At 64.3% G+C, this 15,711-nt stretch carries 13 protein-coding genes; 6 read left to right on the top strand and 7 right to left on the bottom strand.

The window, feature by feature from the left end:
• The first annotated feature begins 32 nt into the window (after positions 1-32).
• On the top strand, positions 33-3,188 hold the full coding sequence (locus IVA81_RS30240; protein WP_247324755.1) for an adenylate/guanylate cyclase domain-containing protein: 3,156 nt from the start codon (positions 33-35) through the stop codon (positions 3,186-3,188).
• A gap of 4 nt (positions 3,189-3,192) precedes the next feature.
• Here IVA81_RS30240 and IVA81_RS30235 read toward each other — a convergent pair whose 3' ends face one another.
• The gene (locus IVA81_RS30235) at positions 3,193-3,936 is read right to left on the bottom strand and encodes a TetR/AcrR family transcriptional regulator (protein ID WP_247324754.1); all 744 of its coding nucleotides are present in this window, start codon (positions 3,934-3,936) and stop codon (positions 3,193-3,195) included.
• A 179-nt stretch (positions 3,937-4,115) separates the two neighbouring features.
• Between IVA81_RS30235 and IVA81_RS30230 the strand changes: the two genes are divergently transcribed.
• The 3 genes from IVA81_RS30230 (at position 4,116) to IVA81_RS30220 (ending at position 9,437) form a co-directional block, all read left to right on the top strand.
• Positions 4,116-5,318 (top strand): efflux RND transporter periplasmic adaptor subunit, encoded by a 1,203-nt coding sequence (locus IVA81_RS30230; RefSeq protein ID WP_247324752.1) that lies wholly within the window; start codon positions 4,116-4,118, stop codon positions 5,316-5,318.
• A gap of 5 nt (positions 5,319-5,323) precedes the next feature.
• Complete coding sequence (locus IVA81_RS30225; protein ID WP_247324751.1) at positions 5,324-8,470, top strand: efflux RND transporter permease subunit; 3,147 nt, start codon at positions 5,324-5,326, stop codon at positions 8,468-8,470.
• Positions 8,471-8,543: 73 nt separating this feature from the next.
• Complete coding sequence (locus tag IVA81_RS30220; RefSeq protein ID WP_247324749.1) at positions 8,544-9,437, top strand: LysR family transcriptional regulator; 894 nt, start codon at positions 8,544-8,546, stop codon at positions 9,435-9,437.
• A 14-nt stretch (positions 9,438-9,451) separates the two neighbouring features.
• Here the strand turns inward: IVA81_RS30220 and IVA81_RS30215 are convergent, their stop codons facing one another.
• The 6 genes from IVA81_RS30215 to IVA81_RS30195 all read right to left on the bottom strand — a co-directional run bounded on the left by IVA81_RS30215 (position 9,452) and on the right by IVA81_RS30195 (position 13,524).
• Positions 9,452-9,661 carry a hypothetical protein gene (locus IVA81_RS30215; RefSeq protein WP_247324748.1) on the bottom strand — a complete coding sequence of 70 codons (210 nt, stop codon included), beginning with the start codon at positions 9,659-9,661 and terminating at the stop codon, positions 9,452-9,454.
• An 11-nt stretch (positions 9,662-9,672) separates the two neighbouring features.
• Positions 9,673-9,798 (bottom strand): hypothetical protein, encoded by a 126-nt coding sequence (locus tag IVA81_RS40515; protein ID WP_256469402.1) that lies wholly within the window; start codon positions 9,796-9,798, stop codon positions 9,673-9,675.
• 4 nt (positions 9,799-9,802) lie between these two features.
• Complete coding sequence (locus IVA81_RS30210; RefSeq protein WP_247324747.1) at positions 9,803-9,961, bottom strand: hypothetical protein; 159 nt, start codon at positions 9,959-9,961, stop codon at positions 9,803-9,805.
• A gap of 26 nt (positions 9,962-9,987) precedes the next feature.
• Positions 9,988-11,406, bottom strand: coding sequence for an OFA family MFS transporter (locus tag IVA81_RS30205; protein WP_247324746.1), 1,419 nt, complete (start codon positions 11,404-11,406; stop codon positions 9,988-9,990).
• Positions 11,407-11,650: 244 nt separating this feature from the next.
• A complete protein-coding gene (locus IVA81_RS30200) occupies positions 11,651-12,634 on the bottom strand; it encodes an MBL fold metallo-hydrolase (protein WP_247324745.1) in 984 nt (327 codons plus the stop codon).
• A gap of 224 nt (positions 12,635-12,858) precedes the next feature.
• Positions 12,859-13,524, bottom strand: a complete 666-nt coding sequence (locus IVA81_RS30195; protein WP_247324744.1) for a GntR family transcriptional regulator — start codon at positions 13,522-13,524, stop codon at positions 12,859-12,861.
• A gap of 119 nt (positions 13,525-13,643) precedes the next feature.
• Between IVA81_RS30195 and IVA81_RS30190 the strand changes: the two genes are divergently transcribed.
• The gene (locus IVA81_RS30190) at positions 13,644-14,438 is read left to right on the top strand and encodes an enoyl-CoA hydratase/isomerase family protein (RefSeq protein ID WP_247324743.1); all 795 of its coding nucleotides are present in this window, start codon (positions 13,644-13,646) and stop codon (positions 14,436-14,438) included.
• Positions 14,439-14,447: 9 nt separating this feature from the next.
• Positions 14,448-15,707, top strand: coding sequence for a CoA transferase (locus IVA81_RS30185; RefSeq protein ID WP_247324742.1), 1,260 nt, complete (start codon positions 14,448-14,450; stop codon positions 15,705-15,707).
• Positions 15,708-15,711: the final 4 nt, after the last annotated feature.

Below are 15,711 nucleotides of genomic sequence, written 5' to 3'. Positions count from 1 at the left end.
CGCCGAAAAATGTCAGAATTCCGGAGTGGGTGATGGACGATCCTCACGACAGAGCAACCGAACGCCGTCAGCTCACGGTCTTGTTCTGCGACGTCGTTGATTCAACGGGCCTCTCCGAGCGCTGCGACATCGAGGATTTGCGCGAGATATTGTTGGAATTCCAGGCGATCAGCTCGCAGTGCATCGCGAATGCCGGCGGCAGTGTCGTCAACTACATCGGCGACGGCATTCGCGCCGAGTTCGGTTATCCCCTCGCATCGGAAAACGAGGCTGAGAGCGCGGTACGCTGCGGTCTGCTGTTGTTGCGGGCAATTGGGGAGTTGAGCGATCGCGCGATCGCGGCGATCCGGGAACCGCTTCGCGTTCGGATCGGCGTGCATACGGGAGTAGCGGTGATCGGCAGGGCGGGGCCGGGTCACGTACACGATGCGACCGAGATCGTCGGCGATACGCCCAACATCGCATTCCGGTTGCTGGAAATGGGCGAGCCCGATTCGCTCGTGATCAGTGGTGAGACAAAGCGCCTGCTGCGAGGCAAATTCGCCTTGCAACCGCTAGGCATGCGTTCACTCAAGGGACTGTCGCGGAAGGTCGAGGTCTTTCTCGTCTCAGGCGAGACGTCGGAAGATGGCGTCGGCCACCGCGCCCGCCATCGCAATGCCTCGCGCCTCGTCGACAGGGTCACCGAATTGGGGCAGTTGCTGCAGGCCTGGGAGCTGGCGAAGACCGGGCAGGGGCGTACGGTGGAGATCACCGGGGAGCCCGGCATCGGCAAATCGCGCTTGGCACTGGAGCTGATCGAAAGGGCGGCTTTGCCGGATGGCCTGATCCTGGCGATCCAGGCCTCCGGCCCGCATCAGAACACGCCGCTATACCCGATCATCAGAGCCCTTGAGCAGCGCATCGGCATTGGCAGGGACGAAGACGCCGAGGTGAACTTGGCGCGTCTGCGTGATTTCATGGCCGCAACGTCCGGCGGCGACGAGGAGCAGTTGACGCTGATCGGTCAAATGCTCGGTTTACCGGGGCCGGCGGCGTCAGGTCCAACAACAATTCCCGACGCGCATGAGCAACGTCGGAAGACGCGCGATGCGGCGGTGCGGCTGTTGATCTCGCTGACGCGCGGCGAGGCCAGCCTGATCCTGGTCGAGGATTTTCATTGGGCCGATCCGTCGACGATCGAGATTGTCGAGCGCATTGCCGGCCAGATCGGGGGCACGCGCAACCTGCTGGTGGTCACCAGCCGAGCGTCTGTCATCGGTAGCGTGTCGCCGATGATCCTGCGCATCGTGCTTCAGCGTCTCGACGACGAGCACTGCCGCGATCTCGCAGGATCGGTCGTCCGCGACAAGCAACTGCCAAGCCAGTTGCTCCAGCAGATTGTCGCGCGATCGGACGGTGTGCCGCTGTTCGTGGAAGAATTGGCGGCGGCTGCCCTCGAGACTGGACAGGTCGATCCCGGCGTCAGAAGGGCTGGCGCGAGCGGACCTTCAGAGGTGCCGTCGGCGCTCTACGACTCCCTGATGCTGCGTCTGGAGCGGCTCGGCAATGCGAAGGCGGTCGCGCAGCTCGCGTCGGTGATTGGCCGGAGCTTTTCGCATCGGCTTCTTGCCGCCGTTGCCGGCGAGCTTCGCGACGCGCTCAAACCCGCCCTCGAGCGACTGCGAGCGTCTGGATTGATAGGGCTTGAGCGCGATGACGATGAAAAGGTCTACTCCTTCAAGCATGCCCTGGTCCGGGACGTCGCCTATTATTCGCTTCTCAAACGCCAGAGGCGGGAGCTTCACGACCGCGTGGCTGAGGAGATCGAGCTCCATCTGCCGGAGATTGCCACCACCGAACCCGGCTATCTCGCGCAGCATCTGTCTGAGGCGGGACGCACCTCCCGAGCGGCACAGATGTGGCTTAAAGCGGCCCAGCAGGCAGCAGAACGTTCGGCAAATCTGGAGGCGATTGCCGAACTCAACATGGCGCTGGAGGAGATCAGGAGGCTTCCAGCAGGGCTTGAACGGGACAATCTGGAGCTGAACGCCCAGATCGCGCTGATCGGACCGACGATCGCGGTCCAGGGATTTGGCGCCGACGCGGTCGCCGATGTGAGCAGCCGTGCGATCGAGCTCTGCCGCGCTCTCGATAACGATCCGCGCATCTTTCCGGCGCTGTACGCAAGATGGTCTTACCTGCGTGTGGCAAGCAACGTCCGGGAGGCGGGCACGCTGGCGCGGGACTTTCTGACGCTCGCCGAGCAAAAGGGAACGAGGGCCGATCGGATGGTCGGCCATCGGTTGCTCGGCACCTCCTTGCTCGACGGGGAGACCGAGCAGGCGTGCATCCATCTCGATCGGGCGGCCAAGCTCTACGATGCTGCCGCCGACCGCGCGACGGCCGTGATCTACGGGACCGACGTGCAGATCACGAGCCTGTCCAATTTGTGCATTTGCTGCTGGCTGGTGGGCCGAGTGAGCGAGGCGATCGCGCACGGCCAGGAGGCACTCGGACATGCGCAGCAATTGTCGCATGCCCATACCCTCGGTTATGCCTACGCGCATGCCTGCATGCTCCACACGCTGGAGCGGGACGTGCAGACCGTCCGGGCGCTCGCGCAACGCACGCTCGATGGGGCGATCAGACGGGAACTGCCGCTCTGGGTCTCGGTGGCGCGGACATTTCTCGGTTGGGCCGACCTCGAAAGCGGCCGCCTCGCGGAAGGCATCGAAGTGCTCGAGAAGCAGCGTGATTTCCTGCAGACGGCGCACCTCGTCTACTGGCTGCCCACCTATCTTTGCTGGCTGGCCGAGGCCTATCTCCGCGTCGACAGGCTGGCGGACGCCCGACGTTGCCTCGATCAGGCGCGCAACGTCTTCGGGCGGGGCGGCAACTACTGGTACGAGGTCGAGTGCCTGCGTATCGAAGGGCGGTTTGCTTCGCACGCGCAAATCAACGACACCATGCTCGCGGAGCAGAACTTCGAGCTGGCCCTGGCGCTCGCCCACCGGCGTGGCCAGCGAGGATTTGGCTTGCGTGCCGCCGAAGGGCTGACGAGCCTGCTCGCCGCCAGAGGCCAGACGGACCGCGCACGCACGCTGCTGCAGCAGGAATTGCAGCTATTCGCTGGTCAACCAGAGCGCGGCGATCGCGCGGATGCCAAGAGGCTGTTGCGCGACATCGAGGAGCGCTCGCGCATCTGACGCCTCAGATCCGGGATCGAGCCGGTGTCCTTCCTTCGGACGCCGAACCCTCGGACGATGGGTGCTCGCCCCGGGGCCGCGTTGCACCGGCGCGATTCTCGACCGCACAGAACGTCGCAATCGCAAGATCGATCCGCCGGTCCAGCGCGCGGCGATTGAGCTTGAATCCGGTGTCCGTCAGCAGCCTGAAATGATCGTGACTGAACACCATGCCAAACAGCATTTCGGCGATGAGGCGGAGCGGCACGCCCTCGAAACGAGGCTCCAGGCGAACGGCCTTGAGCAGGTCGACGATATGCTCGATGCCGCTTTCGATGATGACCTCGGCGAACATGCGTCCCAGCGCAGGCGAGGCCTGACGTTCACCGATGATCAGGCGCTGCAGCGCGATTTCGCCCGGCGACAACGCCACGTCCGCCGCCTCCCGGAGCGTGTTTCGAAGCCGGATCGTTGGTGATCCTTCCGCGGGGGTGTCTGCGTAATCGGCTTGCGGCAGGCTGCGCAGCAGCATGGCGCGAAACAGCTCAGTCTTGCTCTCGAACAATTTGTAGAGTGTCTTTTTCGACATGCCGGCGGTACCGGCGATATCGTCCATCGTCGTCGCGGCAAAACCCTTGCTGGTGAAGGTCTCCTTCGCCGCCGTCAGCAATTGCAACATGCGTGCGTCCGGGGCGGGAAGGCCGACGGCCGGCTTGGTCCGCCCCGAAGGCGGGTCGATGCGCCCCTGACTGCTGGATTCTCTCGCCATGGAAACACCCGCCTTGAATCTGAGCTGCTTCACGACTGCTTGAACGCAGTTGAACAGGCAGTCTAGCACTTGACTTCGGGAAGGGAAACCAACAAGTTTCCGGGCGGAAACTGAATAGTTTCCAAATGTTTCCGTGCGCGATCCCCTGGAGGGGCCGCAACTTACCCATGGATCTCATCATGCGTCCCCCGATCGTCCGCGCCGTCCCGTTGATTGCCCTGCTGCTTGCCGCTTGCGGGGAACGGAGCCCGCAAGCCGCTCTACAGCAGATGGCGCCCGAGGTCGGCATCACGACCCTGAAACCGCAGGAAGCGAAGATTTCGACGGTCCTGCCGGGGCGCGTCGTTGCCTATCAGGTTTCCGAAGTCCGGCCGCAGGTCACGGGCATTTTGCTCAAGCGTGACTTCGTGGAAGGCGCCGAGGTGAGGGAAGGCGATCTGCTCTATGAGATCGATCCGGTGCAGTACAAGGCGGGTCTGGCGAGCGCGGAGGCCGCGGTGCAGAGGTCGGAGGCAACGCTCGTCAGCGTCAAGCTGAAGGCTGCGCGCAAGACCCAGCTTCTGCAGACCAACGCGGCCAGCCAGCAGGACGTTGACGATGCCGTTGCCGCCTACAAGCAGGGCGAGGCCGACCTGAAGGCCGCCGAGGCCAACCGCGAAACCGCCGCAATCTCGCTGGACCGCACCAAGGTCACCGCGTCGATCTCGGGCCGGATCGGCAAGTCAAGCATCACGCCCGGCGCGCTCGTCATCGCCAGCCAGGCGACCGCGATGACGACGATCCAGCAGCTCGACCCTGTTTATGTCGACCTCGACCAGTCGACCTCCGAGATGGAGCGCCTGCGCAGCCAGATCGCCAGTGGCCGGCTCAAGCGCCCGGCCGAGGGCGTGCAGGTCGAGCTGTTGATGGAGAGCGGCAGGGCCTATGGCCACAAGGGCAAGTACGGATTCACCGATGCCAGCGTCAACGAGAGCACCGGCTCGGTCTCATCGCGCGCGGTCTTCGCCAATCCCGAGCGCGCGCTGCTGCCCGGCATGTATGTGCGCGCCCGGGTGGTCGCGGGCGTCGATCCGGCCGCTATCCTGGTGCCGCAGCGCGCGGTCTCGCGCAATCCGCTGGGGCAGGCGGTGGCGATGTTCGTCGACAAGGACGGCAAGGTCGAGCAGCGGACGCTGGAGCTCGGCGAGGATGTCGGCAGCAACTGGCTCGTGCGCTCCGGCGCGAGGTCGGGCGATCGCCTGATCGTCGAAGGATCGCAGAAGGCCCGCCCCGGTGCGCCCGTCAAGACCGTGGAGCTCGCGGTCGATCCTGCAACCGGCCTCACCGTGGATCCGACGCGGCAAGCCGACGCGCGGCCCACGGCCGCCACAGCCGGGCAGTAATCGTCATGTCCCATTTCTTCATCAAGCGGCCGATCTTCGCCTGGGTCATCGCCATCCTGATCATGCTCGGCGGCGTGCTCGCGATCTTGCGCCTGCCGATCGCGCAATACCCGCAGATTGCACCGACCGTGGTCACGATCACTGCGACCTATCCCGGCGCCAACGCCCAGACCGCGGAGAACTCGGTGACCAAGGTCATCGAGCAGAACATGACCGGTCTCGACTATCTGCAATACATGTCGTCGTCGAGCACCTCGACCGGCGTGGTGCAGATCTCGCTGACCTTCACCAACGAAGCCGATGCCGACATCGCCCAGGTGCAGGTGCAGAACAAGCTTCAGCTGGCAACCCCGCTGCTGCCGCAGGTCGTGCAGCAGCAGGGCATCAAGGTCGTGAAGTCGTCGGCGAGCTTCCTGATGGTGCTCGGCTTCGTGTCCGAGGACGGACGGCTTGCCGCCAGCGACATCGCCGATTACGTGGCGTCCTCGGTCAATGATCCCATCAGCCGCGTCGCCGGGGTCGGCCAGGTGACGTTGTTCGGTGCCGAATACGCCATGCGCATCTGGCTCGATCCCGATAAATTGGCGAAATACAATCTGATGCCCGGCGACGTGACCGCGGCAATCCAGACCCAGAACACGCAGGTTACGGCCGGCCAGCTCGGCGGTCTTCCCGCCGTCGGCGGCCAGCAGCTCAATGCCACCATCACCTCGCAGAGCCGCCTGCAGACCGTCGAACAGTTCAAGGACATCATCCTGCGCACCGCATCGTCCGGCCAGACCGTGCGCATCGGCGACGTCGCGCGCGTCGAGCTCGGTTCGAAGTCCTATGATTCAGCGGCTCGCTACAACGGCAAGCCTGCCGCGGGCATGGGCATCAGCCTTGCGACCGGCGCCAATGCGGTCGCAACGGCGGAGGCGGTGAAGGCGCGCATCGCCCAGCTCAGCGCCACCATGCCGGAGGGCCTTCGCGTCATCTACCCCTACGACACCACGCCTTTTGTGAAACTATCGATCGAGAAGGTGGTGCACACGCTGTTCGAGGCGATCGTGCTGGTTTTCGTCGTGATGTTCGTGTTCCTGCAAAGCTGGCGAGCGACCCTCATTCCGACCATCGCGGTACCCGTGGTGCTGCTCGGGACCTTCGGCGTGCTCTCGCTGGCGGGCTATTCCATCAACACGCTGACGATGTTCGCGATGGTCCTGGCGATCGGCCTTCTGGTCGACGATGCCATCGTCGTGGTCGAGAACGTCGAGCGCGTGATGGCCGAGGAGCAGCTCGGCCCACGCGAGGCGACCGAGAAGTCCATGCGCGAGATTACCGGGGCGCTGGTCGGGATCGGCGTCGTGCTCTCGGCCGTGTTCATCCCGATGGCGTTCTTCAATGGCTCGGTCGGCATCATCTACCGGCAGTTCGCGCTCACCATCGTCACGGCGATGCTGCTGTCGGTGCTGGTGGCGCTGGTGCTGACGCCGGCACTTTGCGTGACGATCCTGAAGCCGCCGAAGCACCATGGCGCGCAGCGCGGCTTCTTCGGGCTGTTCAACCGCGGCTTCGACCGCATGGCCGACGGCTATCAGCGCACCGCGGGCGCTGCGATCAAGCGCGTCGCCGGGGTGATGATCGCCTTCGTGGCGATCGTCGCCGGCATGGTCGTCCTGTTCCAGCGGCTGCCGAGCTCGTTCCTGCCCGAGGAGGACCAGGGCACGATCATGACCCTGATCCAGCTTCCGGTCGGCGCGGCCTCGACGCGCACCCTCGAAATCATCAAGCAGGTCGAGCATCAATATCTCGACAACGAGAAGGATGCCGTGGACGGTGTGTTCGCGGTCAATGGTTTCAGCTTTGCGGGGCAGGGGCAAAATGTCGGTCTGGCCTTCGTCAGCCTGAAACCGTTCGACGAGCGCAAGAATCCGGCGGCCTCGGCGCAGGCGGTGGTCGGCCGCGCCATGGGGGCGTTCATGAAGATCCGCGACGCCATGGTGTTTGCGGTGCTGCCGCCGTCGATCCCCGGCTTCGGCAATGCCGGCGGTTTCGATGTCTATCTCCAGGACACCGGCGGCAACGGCCACGAGGCGCTGATCCAGGCCCGCAACCAGCTGCTCGGGCAGCTCGCGGCGGACAGACGCGTCGCGCAGGCGCGGCCGAACGGCCAGGACGACACGCCGCAATTCAACCTCGACGTCGATCAGGCCAAGGCCACAGCACTCGGCGTCAACCTCAGCGATCTCAACACTACGCTGTCGGCGGCCTGGGGCGGAGCCTATGTCAACGACTTCATCGACCGGGGCCGCGTCAAGCAGGTCTATGTGCAGAGCGACGCGCCGTTCCGCATGGGCACCAGCGACATCGGCCGCTGGTACGTGCGCAACGTCTCTGGCTCGATGGTGCCGTTCTCGGCTGTCGCGACCGATCGCTGGAGCTTCGGCTCGCCGCGTCTCGAGCGCTACAACGGCGTTGCCGCCGTCGAGCTTCAGGGCCAGGCGGGGCAGGGCATCAGCTCGGGCGTTGCCATGCAGGCAGTAGAGGAGCAGATGGCCAAGCTCCCCAAGGGCTACGGCCACGAATGGACCGGATTGTCGTTTCAGGAACGGCTCACCGGCAGCCAGACGCTGTATCTCTATTCGATCTCGCTCCTGATCGTCTTCCTGAGCCTCGCGGCCTTGTACGAGAGCTGGTCGGTCCCGTTCGCGGTGATGCTGACGGTGCCGATCGGCGTGCTCGGCGCGTTGCTTGCGGCGACGCTGTTCAGCCAGGCCAACGACGTCTATTTCCAGGTCGGCCTTTTGACCACGATCGGTCTTGCCTCGAAGAACGCGATCCTGATCGTCGAATTCGCGCTGGAGCAGATCGCGGCCGGCAGCAGCCTCGTCGATGCCACGCTGCACGCGGCGCGGCAACGCCTGCGTCCGATCCTGATGACCTCGCTCGCCTTCATCCTCGGCGTGCTGCCGCTGGCGGTGGCGACCGGCGCGGGCTCGGCCAGCCAGAACGCTGTCGGCATTGGCGTCGCCGGCGGGATGATCGCGGCAACCGTCCTCGGCATCTTCTTCGTGCCCGCGCTGTTCGTTCTGGTCCGGCGAGTATTCCCGGGGACCCCGGCGGATGCAACTGGGTCGAAGACCGTGGCCGCAGCCGAGCCGGCGGAATAGCCCCCACTTGCCAGTTTGACATCCCCGAAGAGAGCGCCTTTCATATCGATAATTTCGATTTGTGGGGATGCCGGTGGACACTGAGCTCGCGCGTACATTCCTGACCGTGGTCGCGACGGGGAATTTCATTACGGCCGCCGATCGCCTTCACGTCAGCCAGTCCACAGTCAGCACGCGGATTCACTCGCTCGAAGAGCTGCTTGGCTGCACACTGTTCGTTCGCAACAAGGCCGGCGCGGCGCTGACGGCGGCGGGCCGTCAGTTTCAGCGTCACGCTTCGACACTTGTTCGCACCGTCGAGCAGGCCCGGCACGACGTCGGAATTCCCAAGGGATTTAGCGGCGCGCTCGTCGTCGGCGGCCGTATCGGTTTGTGGGAGGAATTTCTGCTGCTCTGGGTGCCGCGCATGCAGGAGGCCAATCCGCATATCTCCATCCGCGCCGAAAGCGCGCTGGAGCCGGAGCTGATGCAGGGGCTGGTCGAAGGCCGCCTCGACATCGGCGTGATGTACACGCCGCAAAGCCGCCCGGGCCTCAAGGTCGAGTTGCTGATCGAGGAGCAGCTTGTGCTGGTCTCGACCAACCCCAAAAGCGATCCGGAGCCGCAGGATGGTTACGTCTATGTCGACTGGGGGCCGGAATTCTATGCCCGCCACAGCGCCGTCTTTCCCAATTTTGCGGGACCCGCGCTGACTGCAAACATCGGCTGGCTCGGGCTTCAGCACGTGCTCGCCAATGGCGGCTCCGGCTACTTCGCGCACCGGATCGTCGAGCCTCTGCTCAAGGCCAGGCGCTTGCATCTGGTGGCGGGTGCACCGAAATTCTCGATGCCGGCCTATGTCGTCCACTCAGTCGACCAGCCCGATGATCACGTTCAGACCGCGATCGCGCTCATGCGCGACCTCGCCGCCGAGCAGACCCGCCGCATGATGGAAACGCCGGCGCGTGCCACACGCAAGCGTCGCTGACGGCCTGTTCGAAGCTACCCGCGTCTATAAAGGCGAGTCTCGGCGACGGCCGTCACGGCGCCAATCGCCAGCATCGCGACGACGATGTCCGCGGTCGCGCCGAGGCCGAAGGCCAGAACCATGGCGGCGATCACCGCGGCCAGCATGGAGACGGCAAAGCCTTCGTCGCTGATCAACCGTCGCGCGTTGCCGAGCAGCGTTGCGTGCATGTCCGTGGGGCGCATCGGCCTCTTGCCTATTGAAACAGCTTCATGGCGTTGAGCAGGGTCTGGATGACGCCTGCGAGCAGGGGGATGCCCGCAAAGCTCCAGGCCAGCGCCAATTGCAGCGGTGTGGTCCTTGCCGTCTGAGCGCTCTGCATGATGTCATGCCCCCGAGGGATTGTTGCTGGCCGCGACCGCCGCCGCGATTTCACTGGCGCGATATGCCGGCTTGATCGCCGCCATGGTCCGGGACAGCCGATAGGCGACCCAGCTCAGCAGCAGCTGCGAGAACGATGCCTCGCTTCGCGATGTCGTCGTCATGGTTGCTCCTTTTTGCTCGCCGCGCCTCAAGCGCGCGCCGGTTCGAGACTTGCCTTGTCGTCGTCTTTCATGTGATGGCGCTTGTCGACGGCGCGGACGCAGAGATTGGCGAGGAAGCCGACCACGAGCAGTCCGGCCATGATGTACATGGTGGTGTTGTAGGCCTGCGCCTTCGGCACGCCATGGGTGACGTTGTATTCGCGGATGTAGTTGATCAGCACCGGCCCGGCGATGCCGGCCATCGACCATGCTGTGAGCAGGATGCCGTGGATGGCCCCGACATAGCGCGTGCCGAACATGTCGCGCAGATAGGCCGGCACCGTGGAAAAGCCGCCGCCATACATGCTGACGATGATCAGGAAGCACAGCACGAACAGCACGACATTGCCGCTGGCGCCGGCATAAGGCACGGTCACGTAAAGCGCGAAGCCGAGCACCATGTAGACGAAATAGGTGTTCTTGCGCCCGATGAAGTCGGACAACGAGGCCCAGCTGAAGCGTCCGCCCATGTTGAAGAGACTCATCAGGCCGACGAGACCGGCGGCCGCGACCGCGGTGATGTGTCCCGGGAACATCTCCTGGCTCATCGCCGAAGCCTGGCCGAGCACGCCGATGCCTGCGGTGGTGTTGCAGAACAACACGATCCAGATCAGCCAGAACTGCGGCGTCTTGATCGCCTGATAGACAAAAACATCGTTCTTCGTCATCAGCTTGGTGGCGGTTGCCGGCGGCACGTAGCCTTCCGGCTTCCAGCCCGGCGCCGGCACGCGGACGATCGCGGAGCCGACCATCATGAAGAGGAAGTAGACGCAGCCCAGCGTGATGAAGGCGCCGAAGACGCCGACGTCGGTCATGCTGGCGAACTTGCTCATCAGCCAGACGGAGAAGGGGGAGGCGATCAGCGCGCCGCCGCCGAAGCCCATGATCGCCATGCCGGTTGCCATGCCCGGCCGATCGGGAAACCATTTCATCAGCGTTGACACCGGCGAGATGTAGCCGATGCCGAGCGCACAGCCCCCGATCACGCCATAGCCAAAATAGATGATCCAGAGATTATGCAGATGGACGCCGAGCGCGGAGATCAGGAAGGCACTCGCCCAGGCGATGCCGGCGGTGAACATCGCCCGCCGGGGTCCCCCTTCCTCGACCCAGCGTCCGAACACTGCCGCCGACAACCCCAAGAAGACCATCGCGATGGAGAAGATCCAGCCGAGTTCCGTGAGCTTCCAGTCACCCGGAGCTGATTGGGTGATGCCGATCAGCTTGGTCATCGGCAGGTTGAAGACGCTGAAGGCGTAGGCCTGCCCGATACACAGATGCACGCAGAGCGCCGCGGGCGGCACCATCCACCTGCTGTAACCCGGCCTTGCAACCGTATGCTCGCGATCGAGGAACGACAGCAGGGAGCGTGAAGGCAGCCCCGATGCATCGAGCGTGGTCGTCATCGAAAATCCTCCTGGCGCGTCGCCCTTCTTGGCGCAGCCATCCGGCTGCAGGCGATCGCGTCCTCAAGCTACGCAGGAGAATGGTTTTGACAAACGAATAATATCGACTGTTGCTATCGATATTCCCGATATAACGGCGCGGAGCTATGCGGAGCCCGGTTGCAAGCAAAAGGTCCGGACAGCGCGCGCTGTCCGGACCTGGTGAGGCGAGCGAGTGGACCGACCTGCCTTGGTCGGCCTCGGCCTACAGCGTCATCTTCATCGGTTCGGGATAGTAGTGGAAGCCTTCGCCCGCCTTGGCGACGTGGCCGTAACCCGGCCAGGCGAAGTGATAGGACATCACCGGGATCTTGTTTGCCGCGAGCATCGTCAGGAGCTTGACGCGCGACTCGGCCGCCTGCTTCGGATCCGTGTCGTAGGAGAACTCCATCCGCGGCCGCTCCAGCAACAGCACCGAATGGTGCGAGAGGTCGCCGAGGAAGGCGAACGATTTGCCCGCCGAGGAGACCGTGAAGATGGTGTGGCCGACGGTGTGGCCGGGCGCCGCCAATGCCTGCACGCCCGGCAGAAATTCCTGGCCGTCCTTGAAGAACACGATGCGGTCGCGGACCGGCAGCAGGTTCTTGCGGGCGTGGACGACGAAGTCCTTGACCGGGCTGCCGAGCTTGCCTTCGTCGGTCCAGAAATCGAAATCGGTCTGGGAGATGTAGATCTGCGCGTTCGGAAACAGCGGCTTGCCGCCTTCGTCCACGATGCCCCCGATATGGTCGATATGGGCATGCGAGCAGACCACGGCGTCGATGTCCCCCGGCTTGATGCCGGCCTCGGTCATGCTCTTCTGTTGTCGCCCGGTGGTGGCGCCAAACATTTTCGAACTGCCCATGCCGGTATCGAACAGGATGAGCTTGTCGCCGGTATTGACGATCGGCGAATTCTGCTCGAGCACGACATTGTCCGGTGACAGGAAATTGTCGGCCAGCATCTTCTTGACCTCTTCCTTTGGAACGCCCGTGAAAGTCCCGGAGGGATCACCGAGCGGCAACGGCCCGTCGGATACGACGGTCACCTCGGCATCGCCGAGAACGAAGCGGTGCCAGTAGGGCGTCTGGGTGCCGAGCTTGGGAGCCCGCGCCAACGCGCTGCTGCCGAGCATGGCGCTGGCGCCAAGGCCAGCACCAAGGCCCGCCCCAAGTGCGAGCAGGGACCGACGAGAGACATCGATTGTCATGCGTTTCTCCGCTTTGTCTTTTGTTTTGCGCGATTGTTCGCGCGTTGGCACCGGCCCGATCGGCCACGCGACGGCAGGTCGGCAGAAAAGTATGCTGCGCCGGCCGCGACAAGCTAGCAAGTGGAATTAGTGCGCAGATTCACGCGGAGCGGGAACGAGCTCCCGGAGCGGGAAGGCCACGTGTGGACGCGCTCTCCGCCAAACCAGGACGACACGAATTGCGCCTAGGCAATTCTCAGCGTGAGGTCGTTTCCTTCCGTCTCGGCAAAGCCCGCCTGCAGCACCTCTTCGCGCTTGTGGCGCAGATGCGCACGCAGGATGTGCGAGAGGCCGGCGCCGTCGCGCCTCTGAAGCGCGTTCAGGATTGCCTCATGCTCCTTCACGGCGAGCGCCCAGCGCTGTGGCGTCATCGGCGTGACGTACCGCGCGCGCCGGATGCGCGCGGTCACGGAGGTGTACAACCCCGCGAGCACGGGGTTTCCGGCTGCGTTGACAATGGCTTCGTGAATGGCGCGGTTGCCGCGATAATACTGGATCAGGTCGCCCGCGCGATAATGCTGAACCATGTCCGCATGCGCGGCGGCAATTGCGTCGATCTCGGTGTCCGTGATGCGCTCGCAGGCGAGCTCGCCGGCGAGGGCCTCCAGGCCCTGGCAGACCTCGAACAGGTCGCGCATGTCCTTGTCAGTCAGTTTTGCCGCGCGTGAGCCGCGATGCGGCAGCAGCTGCACGAGACCTTCCGCAGCCAGCACCTTGAGCGCTTCGCGCAGTGGCGTGCGCGAAATCTCGAGCCGCTCGCACAGCTCACGCTCGGGAATTCGGGCGCCCGGCGGGATTTCGCCGTCGAGCAGGATGGCACGGATGCGTCCGACGACGTCTTCATGAAGCATGGGTCTGAGCTCAATTTTGCATTCAAAAATGAACTTACAGGCAGAAATTTTCAAGTTCCAGCTTGAAAATCTCATGTTTTGCATTCAAAAATTGTAAAAAACAGGAGGACGCCGAGGAAATGGACCTGCAAGTCGAGGCAGAAGACCTTCTTTTTGAATGCAAGGACGGCATCGGGCGGATCACCTTCAACCGCCCGCAGGCCCGTAACGCCTTCACCTTCGCCATGTACGAGCGGCTCGCGGCGATCTGCGAGGAAGCCAACCGCGACCACGCTATCAAGGTGCTGGTGCTGCGCGGGGCCGGCGACAAGGCGTTCGCCTCGGGCACCGACATCAACCAGTTCCGCGAATTCAGGACGCCGCAGGACGCGATCGATTACGAGAACCGGATCGATCGCGTGCTGACCACGCTCGAACAGTGCCGGGTGCCGACCATCGCGGCGATCAACGGATTCTGCACCGGAGGCGGGGCGGGCATTGCCGCTTCCTGCGACCTGCGCATCGGCACGACAAGCGCGAAAATCGGGTTTCCCATCGCCCGAACGCTCGGCAACTGCCTGTCGATGTCCAATGTCAGCCGTCTCACCGCGCTCATTGGTGCCGCGCGCGTCAAGGATCTCATCTTCACCGCGCGCCTCGTCGACGCCGCGGAGGCTGCAAGCGTGGGGCTGCTCGGCGAGGTCGTCGACGATCTCCAGGCCCTCGATCGGCGCGCCGACGAGGTGGCTCGCCTCGTCGCCAGCCATGCGCCCCTGACGCTGAATGCGACCAAGCAGGCCGTGGCCCGCCTACAAAGGCGGCTGACGCGCGACGAGGGCGAGGACCTCATCCTGATGTGCTACACGAGCCAGGATTTTCGCGAAGGGCTCGATGCTTTCCTCAATAAGCGCGCGCCGCAATGGCGCGGCCAATAGGACCAGCCGATGCAAAGCGATCGATCGCAATCCAACTCTCGCCGTTCGGGACCGCTGGCTGGCCTCAAGGTCATCGATCTCACCCATGTCATGGCCGGGCCGACCTGCACCTTGATGCTCGCCGACATGGGCGCCGACGTGATCAAGATCGAGAAATGGCCGAACGGCGACGATACCCGTCATTCGGTGCCGCCGAAGATCGGCGACGAGGCGGCGTCCTTCCTGATGATGAACCGCAACAAGCGCGGCATCGTGCTGGATCTGAAGACCGACGGCGGCAAGCAAGTGCTGCGGCGGCTGATCGCGGGCGCCGACGTGCTGGTCGAGAATTTTGCGCCCGGCGCGATGGAGCGTCTCGGCTTCGGCTATGAGGATCTGCACGCCGAATTCCCGGCGCTGATCTACTGCTCGCTGTCGGGCTTTGGCCGCACCGGTCCCTACAAGCATCGCCGCGGTTTTGACCTCGTCGCGCAGGCGATGAGCGGCATCATGAGCTTTACCGGCGAACGTCCCGACGGTCCGCCCGTCAAATGCGGCCCGCCGCTGTCCGACATCACCGCCGGTCTGCTCGCGAGCATGGGCATCCTCGCCGCCTATACGCATCGTCTCAAGACCGGCGAAGGGCAATGGGTCGAGACCTCGCTTTATGAGGCCGCCCTGGTGCAGACCTATTGGCAATCGACCATCGCGCTCGCCGCGGGCACCGCGCCGCGCGCGATGGGCTCGGCCCATCCGCTCAACGCGCCGTATCAGGCCTTTGAGGCCTCGGACGGCTGGCTCGTGGTCGGCGGCGCCAACAAGAAGCACTGGCTGTTGATGCTGGAGGCGCTCGGCGCCAGCGAGCTCGCCGCCGATCCGCGCTTCGTCACCGGGGCCGACCGCATGGCGCACCTGAAGGAGCTCGAAGCGGTCCTCGGCGAGCGCTTCCGTACCAAATCGCGGGCGCACTGGCTCGCGGCGCTGGACGAGAAGGGCGTACCGTGCGGACCCGTGCATGACATGCTGGAGGCACTTAGTGATCCGCAGACGCTGGCGCGCGAGATGGTCGTCGAGGTCGAGCATTCCACCCTCGGTCCGGTTAAGACGATCGGCCTTCCCGTCAAGTTTTCGGAGACCCCAGGCAAAGTGCGATCAGGGGCGCCCGTCTATGGTGAGCACACAGGCGAGGTTTTGGCCGAGCACGGGTTCGACCAGAGCCAGATCGAAGCGCTCGAAAAAGAAGGTGCAATCGTGCTGGCCTCAGGAAGACGCGAGGAACGCGTCGCCTGAACGG

The organism is Bradyrhizobium sp. 141 (genome assembly GCF_023074055.1).
GTDB lineage: Bacteria > Pseudomonadota > Alphaproteobacteria > Rhizobiales > Xanthobacteraceae > Bradyrhizobium.
This window is presented reverse-complemented; position numbering and strand designations above follow the sequence as displayed.